The organism is Dysgonomonas sp. HDW5B (assembly GCF_011299335.1).
Classification (GTDB): Bacteria; Bacteroidota; Bacteroidia; order Bacteroidales; family Dysgonomonadaceae; genus Dysgonomonas_A.
In genome coordinates this window covers 1,448,536-1,467,325 of record NZ_CP049858.1, presented here as the reverse complement: position 1 = coordinate 1,467,325, position 18,790 = coordinate 1,448,536, and the positions used below count along the sequence as shown (strand labels likewise).

Here is an 18,790-nt window from a genome sequence, read left to right as displayed (position 1 = left end):
ACCAAAGTAACATAAAGGCATGTAGCCTTATTTTTTCCAGATAAGAGTCAGTCCGTCCCGAATGGGTAAAATTACTTTCTCTACTCTGTCGTCTTTTGCCAGCATATCATTAAATGCTTGTATCCCGATTGTTTGCTTATCGGTAGGATGAGGTGTCTCTAAAACTTTACCATCCCAAAGCGTATTGTCTGCTATAATCAAGCCTCCCGGACGAACTTTATCGAATATCAAATCATAATATTCGCAATAATGCCGTTTGTTGGCATCTATAAAAACAAGGTCAAAGATACAATCTATTGTTGGTATTATTTGTATTGCATCACCAATATGTAAGTGTATCTTATCTTTAAGTTTCGATTTATGCAGATGTTTCAGGATGAAATCTTCCAGCTCATCGTTTACTTCTATTGTATGTATTTCTGCATCATCAGAAGCACCTTCAGCTAAACAAAGCGTTGCATAGGCTGTATAAGTGCCTATTTCCAGAATGTATTTAGGCTGTATCATTCTGCAAAACATCTTGAGTAGCCTACCCTGTAAATGTCCTGATATCATGCGGGGACGGAGCAGATTTACATGAGCATCCCGATTGAGATTTTTCAGTAACTCGCCCTCCTCATCAATATGAGATAGGATATATTGTTCCATATTGTCTTGCTCCATATTTCTATATAAGATCTTTTACAGAGTGTAAAATTAATAATTTCGACGTTTCTTCGCACTACAATATTTTCTCTTTCTAGTGTAAACCCTTTGTTTAAGAAGAAAGGAAGAGCTGCCTCTGAGGCATCAGCCGTTAGTTTCTTTGCCTTCTATTTCTACAGTTTGTATAATGCCTTTGTGCTGATGATCGGGCAAAAGGCACAGTCTTGATTTATAAATATTGATCGTCTTTAAAACAAATGAGATAATAAACGATTTTTATGTCGCTATTATCTCATCAGTTGCAGTTATGCTATTTTGTTTTTATACAAAGCAATTATTCTACAGGAACATCATATTTGTCACCAGCATCAAGTACTTTACCTACATTGTTGATTTCAAGGAAAGATGTACCTCCACCTTCAGTGAAACTTCCACTTAGGTAAGCAACAGTATCTTCTTTGCTTACAAATTTAGATTCAGTAAGATTTTGTAATGCTTTCAAGAAATATTGTTTGTGTTTGTTAGTTGTATAACCGGTATCCTCTTGGAAACGAGCATCAACACCATAACAAACTGAAAGGTAACGAGCAACTTCTTCTTTGTTACAGATTGCGAATACTGGGTTTTTGCTACGGAAAGCAGCCAATGTACGTGCAGTACGTCCAGTTACACTATCAGTAATAATTGCTTTAACACCAAGTTGGTTTACTGATTTAACAGCTTGTTTAGCAAGGAATGAAGTGTTGTCATATTCTGAATCTTTAAATGGAACAGGAATAATATTCTCTTCCAATTTAGAAATTTCAGCAGCACGAGCTACTTGAGCCATTGTGCGAACAGCTTCAACAGGATATTTACCATAAGCAGTTTCACCACTTAACATCACAGCGTCAGTTCCGTAATATACTGCATTAGCAATATCGGCAACTTCTGCACGTGTTGGACGTGGATTTTCGATCATCGTATGTAACATTTGAGTTGCAACGATAACCGGTTTTTTGTATTCGATTGCTTTACGGATCAACAAACGTTGGATTCCCGGGATGTTTTCTTGAGGAACTTCGATACCTAAGTCTCCACGAGCTACCATCACACCATAAGCGTGTTCGTAAATTTCGTCGATGTTATCAACACCTTCTTGATTTTCGATTTTCGCGATGATTTTAATGTCACTATTGTGAGCATCTAGTATTTTTTGAACGTCAAGAACGTCTTCTTTATGTCTTACGAAAGAGTGTGCAATGAAGTCAGCTCCGTATTTGATAGCGATTTCAATACATTTTTTATCTTTTTCAGTAATTGAAGGTAGATTTACGCTAACACCAGGGATGTTTACGCTTTTACGGCTACCGATTGTTCCGTTATTTTGAACTTCTACAAGAAGATAGTCATTTCCTTTTTCTATTACTTTAAGAGCAGTCTCACCATCATCGATAAGAAGAAGGTTTCCAACAGGAACATCTTTTACGATACTTGGGTATGAAACAGCTACTTGCTCTGGAGTCGATTTTACATTGATGTCTCCGATCACTTTCAGTCTATCACCTGTTTTCACAACAATTTTTTCACCAGATTCAGTTGCAGTTGTACGGATCTCAGGACCTTTAGTATCCATCATAAGACCTATAGTCTTAGATACTGTACGTACGTTGTTGATTACCTGAACGAATCCTTCTTCTGTCATGTGAGCTGAGTTCATTCGAACTACATTGATCCCTTCGTTGTACAACGATTGGATGAAATCAACATCACAACGCATGTCTGAAATTGTTGCAACAATTTTCGTTTTCTTAAACATAAAAGTAGTTTTTAATTATAATAATTATTTTGTATTTCTAATAATGTATTCTATTGCTAATCTGTAGGATTCGAAACCCAATCCGACTACTGCTCCTTTACAGGCTGGCGCTATCATCGATTTGTGGCGAAACTCTTCACGAGCATGTATGTTAGATATATGCACCTCTATAACCGGAGTGGTTACTGCTTTAATTGCATCGTGTAAGGCAATTGAGGTGTGTGTATATGCTCCCGCATTCATCACAATACCATCATATTCAAATCCGACTTCGTGTATTTTATCTATCAGATCTCCTTCATGGTTAGATTGGTAATAGCATAATTCGCAACTATCAGAGTATGAGGAAACCAATTCGTCGAAATACGTATCAAATGTAGTATTTCCATATATAGTCGGCTCCCGCTTTCCCAATAAGTTCAAATTAGGTCCGTTTATTACCAATATCTTCATGTGTAATAGTGTTTTAGCTATTCAGGATGATTGATGAGAAATAATCATACAAAGATAGACATTTTTTTGTTCATTTAAATACTAAAGATATATTGTTTTGTGTAAAAACACAATGTGTTAATACGAAAAAAAACGGCAGTGGTATTCTAAAATGAATAATCTGCCGTTTTTTATAGAAATGTGGTGTATATATACTTAATATGATCTTTTCTCTAAACCTTCAACATAGTTCAGGAAGGCTGTATTTACCGTGCGGTTTCCTCCCGGAGTTGGGTAGTTTCCTGAAAAATACCAGTCCCCATTGTTGTCAGGACACGCTTTGTGTAAGTTTTCGATGCTTTGGAAAACAATCTCCACTTTTGCTTCTGTGCCTTCGGGAGTCAACATCTGAGCTATTTTCTCAGAAATCTCCTCTTCAGTAAAAGGTTCGTATATTTCTTTGACATAATTTACAATTTCCTCTTTAGGCTTATTGCGTTGAGCGAGTGATTTACGATACACTTCGTCAATTACGCTCTGCATTCCTTTGTCTTTAAGGAGTGCTATTGCTGCCCTGAAAGCAGCGAATTCGCTCATGCGAGACATGTCTATACCATAGCAGTCGGGGTACCTGATTTGAGGAGATGAAGACAAGACTACAATTTTTTTAGGGTGCAGTCGATCCAACATCTTGATGATACTTTGTTGGAGAGTTGTTCCCCTGACAATACTGTCATCTATTACAACGAGATTATCCTTATAAGGGCGGATCGATTCATAAGTGACATCATAAACGTGTGCAGCCAGATCGTTTCGACCTTTATCTTCCGAAATAAACGTTCTTAATTTGATATCTTTTATTGCCACTTTTTCGGTGCGGACTTTCATAGCTAAAATCCGTTTGATATCATCGTTGGTGGCATGCTCACCCTTTTCTCTGATTTTTTTAAACCTTACCTCTTGCATGTATTCCTCTAAGCCCTGCGTCATCCCGTAAAATGCAACTTCGGCGGTATTGGGGATAAAAGAAAATACAGTGTTACGAAGATCCGAATCAATAGATTTCAAGATGCGTGGAAGAAGAAGTTTTCCTAATTCTTTTCGCTCTCTGTAAATATCAGCATCTGATCCTCTGGAGAAGTAAATACGCTCAAAAGAACAAGGAGCATATGATTCTTTTTTCTCTATAATCTGAGGAAACATTACGCGACCATCTTTTTTTACCACAATAGCTTGACCGGCTTCCAATTCTTTGATATCGGAAACATCCAAGTTCATCGTTGTTTGGATAACAGGGCGTTCAGATGCAACAACAACAATCTCGTCATCCATATAATAATACGCCGGACGAATACCCCAAGGATCACGGAAAACAAATGAGTCACCGCATCCTATCAGTCCACCGATTACAAATCCACCATCCCATTTTTCGCTTGCTGTACGCAACATAAATGGTATGTCCAGATTTTCTTCGATAAGTTTATTAAGTTCTGTTCCTTTAACAGTTTTGTCTTTTCCGTATTTGTCGAATTGGAATTGCACCTCACGATCTAAATAATGCCCAAGAGACTCCAACAGAACAAAAGTATCTGCATAATCACGAGGGTGTTGTCCTTCCTTAACCAGATCGTTAAATAATTCGTCAACATTCGTCATATTGAAATTACCGGCAATGGCCAGGTTTCGAGAAGCCCAGTTGTTTCGTCTCAGAAATGGATGCACATAAGACAGTCCGGTTTTTCCTGTAGTGCTATATCTCAGGTGACCAAGAAATAATTCACCGGCAAACGGTAGATTTTTTTTTGCGAAAACAGGATCATTCAGGTCGTCATGTGAAGTCTTGCCAAAATGATTATGAACATTGGCGAAAATTTCGGAGATAGCACTCGATCCGGTTGCTCTTTCTCTGAATATAAATTCAGTGCCCGGCTCAGCATCCAGTTTTACAACAGCCAATCCGGCACCTTCCTGCCCGCGATTGTGTTGCTTTTCCATCAGCAGATATAGCTTATTTAAGCCATGTCGCCATGTACCATACTTTTCCTGATAATATTCAAGTGGTTTTAAAAGACGGATCATTGCGATCCCGCATTCGTGCTTTAAAGCTTCTGTCATTACAGTATTCTAAGGTGGAATTGTTCTTTTAATTAATCTAAAAAGATACCACAAATATACTGTGAATTTTGGATGAAAAAAAGCAAGATTTGTTTTTAATGGAAGAAAAAATATATGTTAAGAAAAAACGCTTCTTTTTTGTAACCAATCTTAAAAATAGGAGTCTTAATATAACGAGGCATGTTCTTAATTGCATATGAAGCACATGTAATTTTGTCTTTAAGTACTTTTTATGAGGTATTTGAGTAAAAAAAAGCATAAAAAGCTTGATGAATAAAAAAAAATTAGAACTTTGTGATATTTCCTTTCCAAATGATACTAATAGTAAAGTGTGGCTGACTAAAAATATATAAACAGACAAAAAGTGATACAAATAAGAAATCTTAATAAAACCTACTATGGCGGCTCACCTTTGCATGTGCTCAAAGGTATAGACATGAGTGTTGATAAAGGTGAATTTCTGTCTATAATGGGAGCATCAGGATCCGGTAAATCTACATTATTAAATATTCTGGGTATATTGGATACCTATGATACCGGTGAGTATTATTTAGATAATATTTTGATAAAAGACCTTAGTGAATCGAAAGCTGCAGAATTACGAAACCGTAAGATTGGTTTTATCTTTCAATCTTTTAATTTGATTACCTTTAAGAATGCCTTGGAAAACGTGGCTTTGCCCTTGTATTATCAGGGGGTAAGCCGTAAAAAGAGGAATATATTGGCTATGGAGTATCTTGATAAGATGGGGCTTGCCAGCCATGCTACGCATTTGCCTAACGAATTATCGGGAGGACAAAAGCAACGTGTGGCAATAGCCAGGGCTTTGATTGCTCAGCCTCAGATAATTCTGGCTGATGAGCCTACGGGAGCATTAGACAGTAAAACTTCGGAAGATGTAATGCGATTACTTCGTGAGATTAATGAGATCGACGGTATGACCATGATTATTGTAACGCACGAGCAAGGTGTAGCAGATGCTACTGATCGGGTGATACATATAAAGGATGGAATAATAGGATCGATCGAAATAAATAATCATCAAGGTAAATAGATATTCTATGTTTGATTTTGATTCATTAAGAGAGATTGGTGCCACCATCAATAAAAATAAACTCAGGACTTTCTTGACCGGGTTTTCTATTGCTTGGGGTATCTTTATGCTTATAGTTTTGCTTGGGGCCGGTAACGGACTTAAAAATGGTATTACCTCAAACTTCTCACGTCGGGCTAAGAATGCTGTAAGTGTAGGGGGCGGATTTGTCTCTATGCCTTACAAAGGCTTACCAGTTGACCGGGAAATTAAGTTTGACAATAAAGATTACGATTTACTTCGCAATAAGATTCCCGAGGCAGACTATGTGTCGGCTCAGATTGAACGTAGAGCAACCATATCCTTTAATAAAGAATATGGCTCATGGGGCATGTTTGGAGTGTATCCGGATGCTGCCTATATCAGCAATATTGATATGTCGACAGGAAAAGGTCGGTTTATCAATCAGATAGATATGGACCAGAGACGAAAAGTAATCGTTATTAATACCGAAATGGAACAAGTCCTTTTTAAAGGAGAAGAATCTTTAGGCAAGTATGTTACTTCTGACGGAATTGCCTATCAAGTAATAGGCGTATATAAAGATGAAACAGGGCGTACTAATGTCCCCTCCTATATTCCATTTTCTACGGCACAGAGCCTTTATGGTCAGGGTTATAAAGTAGACAGGCTCGATTTTACGGTAAAAGGCCTTACCACCATGCCTCAAAATGAAGCCTTTGTAAAAAGACTTAGAGAAAAGCTTGGTGCTTTGCATAATTTTGACCCCGAAGATAAATCAGCTATTTGGGTTTGGAATACAGCCGAAGATGCTGTTCAAACAGAATCTATATTTGGAGCCATAACTATGTTTATATGGGTTGTTGGTATTGCATCTCTAATCGCCGGAATCGTAGGCGTTGGAAATATTATGCTTATTACAGTAAAAGAGCGAACCCGAGAATTTGGTATACGGAAAGCAATCGGTGCAAACCCATATTCGATATTGAAGTTGGTTTTGTTAGAGTCAATTATTATAACTACCACTTTTGGGTATATAGGTATGGTAGTTGGTGTAGGACTTACTGAATTAATCAGTGAAGGTATGAAAATGGCACCTTCAGGCGATGGAGGTCCCAGTGTTTTCAAGGATCCGACTGTTGATCTCGGTATCGTTTTAGCAGCCACTTTGGTGCTGATCGTGTCAGGTGTGTTTGCCGGATATATTCCGGCGAAAAGGGCTGTAAGTATTAGCCCTATTGAAGCTATGCGTGCCGAATAAAGCTTCAGACCTTTTTCTGGTTTTGGAGAGTATGTTAGGAATAGACAGATGTAATATTAGGGGTGTCGCATAAACATCACTGATGCTTAAAGAACAAAAAGAAATAGTAGAATATGTTCGATTTAGATAAGTGGCAGGAAATATGGAATACCATCACCGCAAACAAAATGCGAAGTGTGATGACCGGATTCGGCGTCTTTTGGGGAATCTTTATGTTAGTGATTCTGATAGGTGTTGGTAATGCCTTTCAGGGAGGAATGGAACAAAATATTAAAGGATTTGCCACCAATTCGGGATTCTTTTTTACGAATGTAACCAGTGAGCCTTATAAAGGTTTTAGAAAAGGGCGTTGGTGGAATATGAATAATCGCGACCTTGAGATAATAAAACAAAAAGCGACAGCTTTAGAATATATTTCTCCCATGTTGTTTGGCGAAAGCTCGTCTAAAAATGTGGTGATGGGGCGTAAGTCAACTTCGGCTCAAGTTATGGGAGTATATCCCGACCAATTTAAAATACAAACACAGACGGTAATTAAAGGTCGTTTGTTTAATGATTTAGATATTAGAAACGTAAGTAAAGTCGCACTTATTGGAAAGACCGTTGCCGAAAATTTATTCGATAGTGGGCAAGACCCGATAGGGGCATATATTCGTGTAAATGGTATATATTTTCAGGTAGTAGGTGTAATACGTCCCAATTCGAAAGCTCAAATTGGAGGCGATGCAGAAACCTCTGTGTATATTCCTTTTTCAACCATGCAAAAAGCCTTTAATCAGGGCGATATTATTCACTTTATGGGAGCTACAGCCAAAGAAGGCATGTCTGTTTCCACACTTGAAGATCAAATCAAAACAATTTTAAAGGCTAATCATAATATCGCACCGAATGATGAGAAAGCCGTTCGTAGCTTTAATATCGAAAAAGAATTCAAAACCTTTGCCAATCTGTTTCTTGGAATCAGAACCCTTATCTGGATTGTAGGTCTCGGGTCTTTACTTTCAGGTATCATCGGTGTCAGTAATATTATGTTGGTTACGGTGCGTGAGCGAACTCGCGAGATTGGGGTACGTCGGGCATTGGGAGCAAAACCGGTCACAATAGTTTCACAAATTGTGAGCGAGAGTTTTATTCTTACTTTTATTGCAGGATTCGGAGGATTGTTCTTCGGAGTTATAATTCTGGAGTTAATAAGTATAGGAATGAGAGGAGGAGCAAGTGAAGATATGTTCTTTATACCACCTTTCATCTCTTTTGGGACAGCCCTTGTGTCAATGTCAATACTTATAGCTTCGGGACTTTTTGCCGGGCTGATGCCTGCTCTGCGAGCGTTAAGCATCAAAGCTATTGATGCAATCAGAGAAGAATAAATTTATCAAAAGACGAGATCTATAATTAGAAAAAGCAAAAAATAAACATCAATTAAATATGGAAAGTTACGGAAAAAAGAAAAGTCCTGTGAAGAAAATCTTCAGTATAATTGGAGTAGTTCTTATCGCAGTTGTAGTTGTAGGTGTTTTTGTTTTCCTCTGGAACAAGAGTCAGCCCAAAGAGGTTATTTATGAAATTGTCGAAGTTGTTGACGGCGATATTGAGAATACAACTGTTGCAACAGGAAAAGTTTCTCCCCGTGACGAAGTTCTTATTAAACCTCAGATTGCAGGTATTATAGAAACCGTATTAAAAGAAGCGGGTGACCACGTAAAAGCAGGAGAGGTGATAGCGACTATACAGGTTGTACCTGAGTCGTCCTCTTTAAGCGCAGCCGAATCCCAAGTAAATATTGCAAAGATAAATCTTAATTTGTCGAGTGCTGACTATAATCGTCAGAAGCAGTTATTTGAAAAAGGTGTGATAGCTAAAGAAGAAATGGATAAAGCTGAGGCCGATTACCGAAAAGCTCAGGAAGATGCCGAAAATGCTAAAGATAATTTAGATATTATCCGTACGGGAGTTTCTAAAAAAACAGCTAAATATAGTAATACGCAGATTAAATCTACTATTGATGGGATGATCCTAGATATACCGGTTAAAGTGGGTAATTCGGTTATTCAATCTAATAATTTTAATGAAGGAACTACTATTGCTACGATAGCTAACATGTCCGATATGATTTTTATAGGAAAGGTGGATGAAACTGAAGTAGGTCGTATTCATGTCGGAATGCCTATAAGATTGTCAATCGGTGCAATTGATAATAAAAAATTCGATGCTGTACTAGAATATGTTGCACCAAAAGGAGTAGAGGAAAACGGAGCTATTCTTTTTGAAATAAAGGCAGCAGCAAAAATTACAGATTCCATAGACATACGTGCAGGTTATAGTGCCAATGCTCAGATAATGGTGGCTAATGCTAAAGGTGTTTTAACTGTACCTGAGAGTACTGTATCTTTCAGCAACGATTCTGCATTTGTGTATGTGCTTACTCAAGAAACCCCCAAACAGGTATTTGACAAGAAGTATGTAACTGTTGGATTGTCGAATGGTATAAATATCGAAGTTAAATCGGGATTGACCAAAGGGCAAAAAATCAGAGGTAACGAAAAGGATGAAAAAGCGAATATACCTGAACAACCTAAGTAAGGTATACTAAAAGATGCTTATAATCAGTATGTATAAAAACAGGTTTGAGAACTTAAATACGATTTAGTTTGATGAAAAAATATATTATAGCAGTAGGTTGCTTATTATTAACACTGAGTGCACAAAGCCAGTCCGGTTGGACTTTGAGGCAATGTATAGATTTTGCGATAGAGCACAATATCGAAATAATGCAACAAGATCTGAAAGTTAAAGGAGCTGATGTAGATCTTAATTCAAGCAAAAACGAACAATTACCCGATTTAACAGGAGCTGTAGGACAAAGCTTCAATTTTGGACGTTCTCCTAATGCGTCTACAGGTGTTTTTGAGGCAAAAACAGCATCGCTTACGAGCTTCTCGGTATCAACAAGTGTGCCTATTTTTACGGGATTCCGTATCCAGAACCAAATAAAAGCGAATGAGTTGAGTTTATATGCGGCTATGGCAGGTCTGAATAAAGCGAAAGAAAATATGGAACTGCAAATTACAGCCTATTTTCTGGATGTTTTGTTTAAGAAAGAGATTCTGAAAGTGTTTAAGGAACAAGTATCTCTGACACAGACACAAGTAGAAAGAACTGCTATTTTGGTCGAAACCGGCAAAGTTGCACAGTCACAATTATATGATATAAAGGCACAATTAGCTAAGGATGAGTTGAATGTTACGACATCAGACAATGATCTTAAACTAAGCCTATTGAACTTGTCTCAAGCATTAAACCTCCAGACAATGGAGGATTTTGATATTGAGGCTCCTAAATTGACCGAAACCGTAATGGTTGAGGATGTATTATCTGGATTAGTAAAACCGGATGTTGTATACGATCAGGCAGTACAGACGAGACCTCACGTAAAGGAGGCTGAATTTAACGTTGAGAGCACCAAGAAGGCGTTAAAGGTGGCTCAGGCGGGATATTGGCCAACTCTTACTTTTGGAGCGTCATATGACAATAGTTTCAGTCATGTTTATGATAACGACATTCCCAATTCGGCTATCGCTCATCAATTGAGGGATAACTACCGGATAGCTTTGGGGCTAAATCTAAGTGTGCCTATTTTTAATCGTTTCCAAACACGTAATCAGGTACGTCAAGCCCGTTTGAATATAGAGAATCAACAGCTGATACTCGATAATGTTAAGTTGGCTCTGTTTAAAGAAATCCAACAGGCATATCAAAATGCCACAGCGGCACAGGCGAAGTTTATTTCTACAGAGAAAGCCTATGAGGCAGCTGCCGAATCATTTAAATATGCTGAAGAGCGTTATCAGATAGGTAAAACAAGTGTTTTTGAATATAATGAAGCACAAACTAAATTGATAAGCAGTAAATCGGAACAAATACAATCTAAATACGATTTTGTGTTTAGAAGTAAGATATTGGATTTCTATCAAGGGAAAGAAATCAATATGGAGTAATGATACATACCATGATTGCAAAATAAATAAGGCTACCGGATGGGTAGCCTTATTTATTTTATAATTTAACTTGAACTCTTTTTCTTTTAAGTAACCTCTATCTAATCTACTAAAAGAAATAACAAGTCGCAGTTTATTTCAATAAGAAAGATACAGTTGTATTGTTTGCAAACTTAGCAAACTCTAAATCGTAAATTGCTTGTTGTTTCAAAGAAGGGTCAGCCTCAAATGCGGCTCCTAAATGATGGGCAACACCTGTTGCATCATTTGTACGGGCAGCTACTATTGCTTCGAGGTAATGAGTCATACCATTTTTGTTGCTTATAGCATTAAGAGTTTGCTCTGCTTGGTTATAATTTTTGGTCAATATTTGAGCCAGTGCAGCATTGTTTGATTTAGTATTTCCAAATGCTTGAATAGCTTTATTATAATCACCTTTCTTTAAATACAATAGACCAAGAGCTTCATTTGAAGTATTAGCTTGTGAGCCACTTGCAATTAATTGCTCGGCTTTAGCGATATCACCGTCAGCCATTGCCAGCAAACCTAGATTCATATTGGGTTCAGGAGCTTTATTATTTATTTGTTGAGCTTTAACAAATGCTTTTTGGGCTGCATCTATCTGACCATTTTCGAAGTAGAAAGCACCTAGATTGTTCCATCCTCTGTAATCGGTAGGGAATCTTTGAGTTACCACCGTGTATATTCTTTCTTTAGGTGTACCTTCTAATGTTGCAGTATATAAAAGCTCATTAGCCGTAAGAGTAGAGGGGTTAGTATTAAAAGCCTGAATCAATTCACTATCGGTTTTTCCAACGGTTTCAACATTAGCTATCAAACGAGAACGTCTTAGTTGAGGAAGTATGGTTTCTGCCAGATCTTTATATATAACTGAAATATTCTTGATTTCGCGTTCTCTGTCCGCTGGGTCTTGATACATCGAAAGTACACGTAATACCAAGTCTTTATCCTGAAGGCTCGAAGCTTCTACCAGCTTTTTGAAACCTTCCCAGTCTTGAGCTGTATAATTTGCATATACATTTGTATTTACATTCTCTTTTTTGAATTCTTTATTCAGATAACCGGTTGTGTTTTTTTCACGCTGCGCAGCCAATTTAGAGTTTAGGTCATAACCTCCATCGGGCGAAGCATAAGCTAATACTTCAACATTAACTTTTTGCTTAGGGTTATTATCAGCACTTTTCACCAGGCTTTTCCATGCTGCCAGATTATTTGAATTCAACTCGCTCGATCTTAGTTCAGCTTGCTGAATAAGGAACAGAATGTTGGCATCATAAGCGTCCTTGATTAATTTTTGGAAATCATCGGGAGCGTCAGCCGGAGTATTGGTTAAAGCATTCGCTAATGCTGCTGTAGTAATCAATCCTTCAGAAATTTTCACATCAGGAAGAGTTACAGGTTTATTTTTGACAAGGGTTGTAAAGCGTAGATACAATGCAGGATTTGTCATTTCAGGATCATAATCAAATTCAGACTTGATTGTGAAAGGAGCTCCTTGTTTTTGTAGAACAACAATACCGTTTCCGGCTATTTTCTCACCTTGATAATTAACGGATGTTCCTACTTGTTCTGAAATTCCCCACTTCAATACAGGTGTAATTGTTATTTCCGCATTTTTATTGAACCATTTTTCAGGAAATTTTCCATTTACAGTCACAGGGATTTTAGATCCTTGAACCTCCATTGGTGTTGGAGTTACACTGAAAAGTGATGGGGAGAGGGGTGTTAATTTGCTACTACACGAAACCAATATGACGGCAAACAATGCAATCATAGTAGACCGAAAGAGAATTTTAACCTTGTTTTTCATGTCTTTTGTTCTTTTATTATTAATTTAGTTCATATCTATATATAACGTATTATATACAATAGTTGTTTATAACTACGAAAGATACAAATAAATATATTAATCTATAATAATGGCTATAATAAATTTTGAATACCTTAAGGATTTTTTAGATCAGAAGGTTTTACTCTATAATCGTCCTCAATTCATAGAAAATGATCCTATTTGCATACCTCACTCTTACGATAGATATGAAGATGTCGAAATAATGGGTTTTTTTGCTGCTATTTTCGCTTGGGGACAACGCCCCACTATCATAAATAAATGTAAAGAACTTTCTCAGAGAATGGATAATGCCCCTTATCAATTTATAACGGAGCATAAAGAGGAAGATTTAAAACAGTTGATCGGGTTTAAGCACCGTACGTTTAATGATACAGACCTTTTGTACTGTATTGATTTTTTTAAAAGGCATTATGCTCGATATTCAACACTCGAAACGGCGTTTTTCCCTAATAAGGGTATGACTGTAGAAGGTGGTTTAAATTATTTTCAGAATTATTTCTTCGATGCTCCGGATGCCCCTTCGCGTACACGTAAACATATACCTAACCCTTTGCGCAAATCGGCGTGCAAACGTTTGAATATGTATTTGCGTTGGATGGTGAGAAACGATAAGCAGGGAGTCGATTTTGGTTTGTGGAAAACCATTCAGCCGAAAGATCTTATTTGTCCTCTCGATTTGCATGTAGAGCGTACAGCCAAAAAGATTGGATTATTATCAAGAGACAAGCCTGATTGGGTCGCCGCCAAAGAGCTGACTGATAACTTAAGGTTGTTTGATGCCGAAGACCCTGTTAAGTACGATTTTGCCTTGTTCGGCATATCTATCGAAGAGAAGTGTATAATAGATATTACTTAACGTTCTTAGTTATATTATAAAGTATTACTTATTTGAATAGCTTCACTAAGGCTTTTATCAGAAAAGAGCAGAGAGCACTTCTTTTCATCGTATTCATTATATATACATAATCGCTCATCTCATGAAAATTCTCATAGTCTTTTTGTATAGTCTTAGGAATATTTTCGTCTAAAACCCGAGTTCTCTCATGTATATGGGAGTCTATAAGTTGGGGGTTGGTACTTAATCCGTCCCATTCAAAAAGAACAATGTCAACGTCAACAAATACAGGTTGTTCGTTTTTCAAGCCAATTGTTTGCAAGAAAAATTTCCAATCCGAGGTTATCTTTAGAGTTTCATCGTATAATCCATATGTGTCAAATAAATTACGACGAATAAAGGTGGCCTGATGCTTAATTGTTCCCCAATAAAAATCGAATAAAGTAAGATATCTGTTTAAGCTAGGCACTTTTTGAGTGTAATTTCCAAAATCATTAATCTGATGCCCATTAATAAAAGGAGCTGTATAGGTTTGTGATCCAAATATATCTTTCAACACATTGTCATTTGCAAAAGTATCGGCTGAATTAAGAAAATAACAATAGTCTCCCGTTGAGCGTTCTATTCCTTTATTCATGGCATTGAATACGCCAGTGTCTTTTTCGCTTATCCAGAAAGATATATCCGACGAATACTGTTTTATAATATCTACACTGTTGTCTGTTGAAGCTCCATCAATAATAATAAACTCATAATTAGTATAAGTTTGCTTGATAACGCTTTTTATGGTTCTTTCGAGACCCTCAGCATTATTTCTGTTTACAGTTATAATAGATATCTTATTCATTGTTTGCAAAATTATAAAAAAAGAGTGACATATGATGCCACTCTTTTTTTGTATCGTTATATCTTCTGTTGATCAAATGTAGCTATCACCATACTTTAATTTCGTATCGGCAACAAACTGCTTAATGCGCTGTTCCTGATCTTTTTGGCATATGAGCAGAATGTTATCTACTTCAGCAACAATATAATTGTTCAGACCTTGGATAACTGCTAATTTTCCATCGGGTAATGCTATAATGTTTTCTGAACTTTCATAGAACAGGGTCTCACATTTAAGAGAGACGTTAGCATCCTTGTCTTTATCGGATATGTCATGCAGCGACCCCCATGTACCAAGATCAGACCATCCGAAATCTGCAGCAATAACGCAAACGTTATTCGCCTTTTCCATTACTCCATAGTCTATAGATATGCTTGGGCAATAAGAATATTGTTCTTGGATGAATGCTCTTTCTTTATCTGTAGTATAAATGTCTTTTCCTTGATTGAAAATGGTTGCTACTTCCGAAAGGTTATCATTGAAAGCTTTTAAAATAGTCTGAACATTCCAAATGAATAGCCCGGAATTCCATAAAAACTCACCGCTTTCGTAAAAAATCTTGGCTAAATCGAGATTGGGCTTTTCTGTAAATACTTTTACTCTATTTATATCTCCAACAGTCTCTTCATCAATTTGAATATATCCATAGCCAGTTTCGGGTCTGTTAGGCTTGATTCCTAGAGTTAATAAAATCTCGTGATTTTCGACAAAGCCTAATGCCTTATGAATAACAGCGGCAAACTCATCCTCTTTGAGAATAAGATGGTCAGAGGGAGCTACAACTATATTTGCATTCGGATTTATGGCATTGATATGATAACTGGCATAAGCAATGCATGGTGCAGTGTTTCGCCTGAGGGGTTCTAATAAAATTTGGCTGGGAGCTAATTCCGGAACTTCCTGCATAGTAAGTTTAGCATAACTCTCATTGGTTACAATAAATATATTTTCAAGAGGTAGAATTTTCTTAAAACGGTCTACAGTCATCTGCAAAAGAGAGCGACCTGTACCGAAAAAATCCAGAAATTGCTTGGGACGATCTTCACGGCTAAATGGCCAGAAACGACTGCCAATTCCGCCACTCATTATCACACAATAACTATTTTTATTGTCCATGGTATAAAATATGGTATGAATTTATATCTATTATATATGTCTAACCTTAAGACGTAAACAAATATAATATATTTTATGCATAGAAAAAAAAATACTTCTTTTTTCAAAAAAAAGAGCAGATGTATGGTATATTCGAAAATATATCTATCTTTGCACTCACAAAAAATGCCCAGATGGCGGAATTGGTAGACGCGCTGGTCTCAAACACCAGTGGATTCATTTCCATGCCGGTTCGATCCCGGCTCTGGGTACGATTTAGAAAAAAAAGTCTAATTGATAATCAATCAATTAGACTTTTTTATTTTGGTTATTTGTTCCCAAAGAAGATGCTTTTGTAGTGATTAACTTAATCGGGGAAATTATATAGAAGCCTTATTCATTTTTTCTTCAGGCGAATCATCAAATACTGTTATTGGCATATTGTTGTGCATTTATTGCATGAATATTATTAGTGATTGTTGAATTCAAGAGGATGATAATGTGCTCTCTTATGCTCCTTTTTAATAGCGAGCAAGTAGTTGAATTTTTGATATAGCCTATCAAAAGTATACATAAAAGCAAATCTTATTGCGAAGCGAAATAGAGCTTCATTCTCAAGTTTATTCCTTTTTTGCTTTATTTGCTTTCCTGTGAATAATGAAATGTCATCAAATAAACTCAAATCACAGATGCAAAATTCGAAGTTATGTGCAAATTTATTTCTGTACCGATTTATAGCATCTATGTCTTTGTACAAATCATCATCCAATAAGCCTTTTGTTCCCAAAAACGTCAATTTATTAAAGAATGTAGAATCAAGCAATTCATACATTTTTCTTAACGTTTTATGCTCACATTCTGGATCTGTTTCAATAATGTCATTTAAGAGCACCTCAATATACAAATGTCCTTTAAGGATCAGACTCAAACTATCTTGCTCTAAAAATACTTTTTTTAGAGCTATTGAATCTAACATCTTAGGATCTTTCCTAAATAAAGCATCTTTTATAGAAATGACATTCTTCTCTATTTCTACAAAAGAGTCATTTTTTGTGTGGCTTGACAATATTTTGATCATCAAATTATATTCTTCTTTATCCAGCATATCTCCGCAAATTAAAATAAGTTTCCATTACCCCATACTCCCATACTCCCCAATCCTCTCCTCACAAATACGCTTTGTAATATCCCTCAATAGTTCCACTTTCGGAACAAGAGCATCAATATCCTCTTTTGTAACAACAAAATCAGGATCATAACGTCCATTTACATAAGCAGCTTTAATAAGTTCAAATAACCGTTTTTCTTCCGGAGTATCCTGTGGAAATACTTTTACAAAATCAGTCGAATATTTCTTTACCGAGTTTAGTAATTTTGTTAAGTTATGCTGTTTACTATTCTGCTGAGTATAGACCAAACGTATGGTATAAAAATAGTTTTCACAGGCTTGATGTAAATTAAATGATGCCATTTTGTAATACTTCTCTGTATAAATTAGTCTTGCTGTATGCAAAAATTGATTTGCATAAGGAAATTTATCATCAAAATATTCCTGAGCCTGTTGTTTTATTTCTTCAAAATTTAGCTTACGTCTGCGAGCTAGCTTATGGTTTCCACTATCATATAGAATTACACCTTCCTGTTTTATCTGCGTATAGAAATACCTGCCCTCTTTCAGTTCCTTATTCAATTTCTTCATATCGATAGTGATAAATTGAACAGGAGGCTGCCTGTCAGGATCTTTTGCCCGATTGTAGTACTGAACTTCTATATTATCCAGCGCTTTTCCTGCAATACCGTCAGAAATACCGCTTGTAACAACCAATATATCGTAATCACTTACATAAAACTGAATCTTGCCGAATTCAAATTTTTCATCATATATTACAAAATCGTTACGGGCATAGCTACCAAATAGAATTATCATTTCGGTTTGCTTAACACGACTTAAAATAGATTCTACAAGATAATGCAAATCCCTTTGGTTTGTTGACGGTAAATGTGATATAGACTTTTTCATCGGAATCCTGTTAATAAGTAATACAAAATATTTAATGCAATACTTTAAAGTTATAACTAGCTATAGTTGTTTTACTTGCCAAAGTAATAAAAAGGTCTGAGACCTTAACTATAAAGCTAAGAGTATAAAGGTATGTAAAAAAGAGAAATAGAAATTAACTTTTCAAGTAAAATCATATCTTTGTAATAACATCCTGCCATTGTTGGTTTATCACTCCATACAAACCGACAAATAAAGACCGCAGTGATATAAACTATTCATTCTAGTATTTATATCGGCTTGCTACCCATAGCAGGCTCAAAAGCGGATGTTTATGAATCAGAAAAATAACAATTTCACGCACTTGATTGAACACGCATGTGCAGCCCTTCCCCTGTCTCACCTGGCAGTAAAAGAGAAGTACAACAACTATCCTGTATGCCTGATAAGATATATGGAAAAAGGTAATCTCTTAGATTGTGTGGAGGTAAGTTTTGACAAAGAGAACGCCTCCCTGACCTTTATTATGGACAAAGAAGATAAGTGCTATTCTGCATCTATTCATTTTTACGACCCGAAAGATGAAACCTTATTCATCATCTTTATGCGTCAGTTCTCAAAATATTACAGTTACAGAAAAAAATGCTGGATATTGAAAGACTCTATTTACTGTAAAATAGAAGAGAATGAAGGCACGCACTTCTATTTTTATAAGTTTGTAGATGCGGATAAATACAATAATTGATAAAAGGCGAGGGTGTGCTGATTACGGCACACCCTTATTCCAAGATATTAGCTT

General features: G+C 36.5%; 16 protein-coding genes and 1 tRNA gene. 8 read left to right on the top strand and 9 right to left on the bottom strand.

Annotation, left to right across the window (positions count from 1 at the left end; all coding sequences use genetic code 11):
• Positions 1-27: 27 nt before the first annotated feature.
• From G7051_RS06005 to G7051_RS05990, 4 genes are all read right to left on the bottom strand, one after another.
• Entirely contained in the window at positions 28-663 is a 636-nt protein-coding gene (locus tag G7051_RS06005) for an O-methyltransferase (RefSeq protein WP_166199038.1), read from the bottom strand.
• Positions 664-979: 316 nt separating this feature from the next.
• A complete protein-coding gene (gene pyk, locus G7051_RS06000; protein ID WP_166112472.1) occupies positions 980-2,443 on the bottom strand; it encodes a pyruvate kinase in 1,464 nt (487 codons plus the stop codon).
• Positions 2,444-2,467: 24 nt separating this feature from the next.
• A complete protein-coding gene (gene aroQ / locus G7051_RS05995; protein WP_166199037.1) occupies positions 2,468-2,896 on the bottom strand; it encodes a type II 3-dehydroquinate dehydratase in 429 nt (142 codons plus the stop codon).
• A gap of 195 nt (positions 2,897-3,091) precedes the next feature.
• Entirely contained in the window at positions 3,092-4,990 is a 1,899-nt protein-coding gene (locus tag G7051_RS05990; RefSeq protein WP_166199036.1) for an amidophosphoribosyltransferase, read from the bottom strand.
• A 364-nt stretch (positions 4,991-5,354) separates the two neighbouring features.
• On the opposite strand from G7051_RS05990, the gene G7051_RS05985 reads away from it, so the two are divergent.
• From G7051_RS05985 to G7051_RS05965, 5 genes are all read left to right on the top strand, one after another.
• Complete coding sequence (locus tag G7051_RS05985) at positions 5,355-6,044, top strand: ABC transporter ATP-binding protein (RefSeq protein WP_166112481.1); 690 nt, start codon at positions 5,355-5,357, stop codon at positions 6,042-6,044.
• Between the two features lie 7 nt (positions 6,045-6,051).
• A complete protein-coding gene (locus G7051_RS05980) occupies positions 6,052-7,305 on the top strand; it encodes an ABC transporter permease (RefSeq protein ID WP_166112484.1) in 1,254 nt (417 codons plus the stop codon).
• Positions 7,306-7,418: 113 nt separating this feature from the next.
• The gene (locus G7051_RS05975; protein WP_166199035.1) at positions 7,419-8,675 is read left to right on the top strand and encodes an ABC transporter permease; all 1,257 of its coding nucleotides are present in this window, start codon (positions 7,419-7,421) and stop codon (positions 8,673-8,675) included.
• Between the two features lie 88 nt (positions 8,676-8,763).
• The gene (locus G7051_RS05970) at positions 8,764-9,888 is read left to right on the top strand and encodes an efflux RND transporter periplasmic adaptor subunit (RefSeq protein ID WP_370521948.1); all 1,125 of its coding nucleotides are present in this window, start codon (positions 8,764-8,766) and stop codon (positions 9,886-9,888) included.
• Positions 9,889-9,959: 71 nt separating this feature from the next.
• Positions 9,960-11,303 (top strand): TolC family protein, encoded by a 1,344-nt coding sequence (locus tag G7051_RS05965; protein WP_166199034.1) that lies wholly within the window; start codon positions 9,960-9,962, stop codon positions 11,301-11,303.
• Positions 11,304-11,436: 133 nt separating this feature from the next.
• Here the strand turns inward: G7051_RS05965 and G7051_RS05960 are convergent, their stop codons facing one another.
• Positions 11,437-13,134 carry a lipopolysaccharide assembly protein LapB gene (locus G7051_RS05960; RefSeq protein WP_166199033.1) on the bottom strand — a complete coding sequence of 566 codons (1,698 nt, stop codon included), beginning with the start codon at positions 13,132-13,134 and terminating at the stop codon, positions 11,437-11,439.
• Between the two features lie 109 nt (positions 13,135-13,243).
• Between G7051_RS05960 and G7051_RS05955 the strand changes: the two genes are divergently transcribed.
• Positions 13,244-14,032, top strand: coding sequence for a TIGR02757 family protein (locus G7051_RS05955; RefSeq protein WP_166199032.1), 789 nt, complete (start codon positions 13,244-13,246; stop codon positions 14,030-14,032).
• A gap of 28 nt (positions 14,033-14,060) precedes the next feature.
• On the opposite strand, the gene G7051_RS05950 is transcribed toward G7051_RS05955, so the two are convergent.
• Positions 14,061-14,858: a glycosyltransferase family 2 protein gene (locus G7051_RS05950; RefSeq protein ID WP_166199031.1), complete on the bottom strand. Its 798-nt coding sequence runs from the start codon at positions 14,856-14,858 to the stop codon at positions 14,061-14,063.
• Positions 14,859-14,930: 72 nt separating this feature from the next.
• Complete coding sequence (locus G7051_RS05945; RefSeq protein WP_166199030.1) at positions 14,931-16,013, bottom strand: mannose-1-phosphate guanylyltransferase; 1,083 nt, start codon at positions 16,011-16,013, stop codon at positions 14,931-14,933.
• Positions 16,014-16,180: 167 nt separating this feature from the next.
• Between G7051_RS05945 and G7051_RS05940 the strand changes: the two genes are divergently transcribed.
• Positions 16,181-16,264 (top strand) — tRNA-Leu (locus G7051_RS05940).
• Positions 16,265-16,461: 197 nt separating this feature from the next.
• Here the strand turns inward: G7051_RS05940 and G7051_RS05935 are convergent.
• Both G7051_RS05935 and G7051_RS05930 read right to left on the bottom strand, forming a co-directional pair.
• The gene (locus G7051_RS05935; RefSeq protein WP_166199029.1) at positions 16,462-17,097 is read right to left on the bottom strand and encodes a hypothetical protein; all 636 of its coding nucleotides are present in this window, start codon (positions 17,095-17,097) and stop codon (positions 16,462-16,464) included.
• Positions 17,098-17,124: 27 nt separating this feature from the next.
• Entirely contained in the window at positions 17,125-18,012 is an 888-nt protein-coding gene (locus tag G7051_RS05930) for a HEPN domain-containing protein (RefSeq protein WP_166199028.1), read from the bottom strand.
• Positions 18,013-18,325: 313 nt separating this feature from the next.
• Between G7051_RS05930 and G7051_RS05925 the strand changes: the two genes are divergently transcribed.
• Positions 18,326-18,736 (top strand): hypothetical protein, encoded by a 411-nt coding sequence (locus G7051_RS05925; RefSeq protein ID WP_166199027.1) that lies wholly within the window; start codon positions 18,326-18,328, stop codon positions 18,734-18,736.
• Positions 18,737-18,790: the final 54 nt, after the last annotated feature.